This is a genomic window from Cupriavidus sp. CuC1 (genome assembly GCF_044627735.1).
Lineage (GTDB): Bacteria > Pseudomonadota > Gammaproteobacteria > Burkholderiales > Burkholderiaceae > Cupriavidus > Cupriavidus ulmosensis.
Genome location: NZ_JBIUHC010000447.1, coordinates 1 through 575, shown reverse-complemented (window position 1 = coordinate 575; position 575 = coordinate 1). Strand labels below are relative to the sequence as shown.

The following is a 575-nucleotide window of genomic DNA, read 5'->3' as shown; positions in this document are numbered from 1 at the left end:
GACGAACGGAAGCTGCGCCACGCGGCAGAAGCCGTGCTGACCTTCATGCACCAGCACCCGATTGCCCAGCATTGGGGACGCTCCGATCTGGCGTCGTCGGACATGATGTCGTTGGAAACGACACGCTCTGTCTGGCAAGCGCGGGCCGACCCGCGCCGGCGGACGGCATCGATCGGGATGTACACTCACGTTCGCGATCGCTGGGGCATTTTCTATGACCAGCCAATTCTGCTTAATGAGCGGCAGGCAGGCGCAGCGATCGAGGGCGTGATCCGGCAAGGTGGATCGGACGACGTGGCCCAACTTGCTGTGGATACACACGGGTTTACGGATTTCGCGATGAGCCTGTCACGGTTGTTGGGCTTCGATCTCTGTCCGCGACTCGCCCACCTGCGCGACCGGCGCCTGCATGTCCCCAGGCACCATGACGTGCCGAGCCAACTGGTTGCCGTCACAGACGCCGATGTTCGACTGAACCTTATTGAGCGCGCCTGGGATGAACTGGTACGGATTGCCGCCTCCGTGCAAAGTGGGCAATGCACTGCAGTCCAGGCACTCACGCGCTTTGGCGTGGC

The 575-nt window shown here is 62.4% G+C and carries 1 protein-coding gene; it reads left to right on the top strand.

Annotated features, from left to right (window positions below; all coding sequences use genetic code 11):
* The coding region (locus tag ACGLHR_RS52140) for a Tn3 family transposase (RefSeq protein WP_400104011.1) at positions 1 to 575 on the top strand (575 nt) is incomplete at both ends.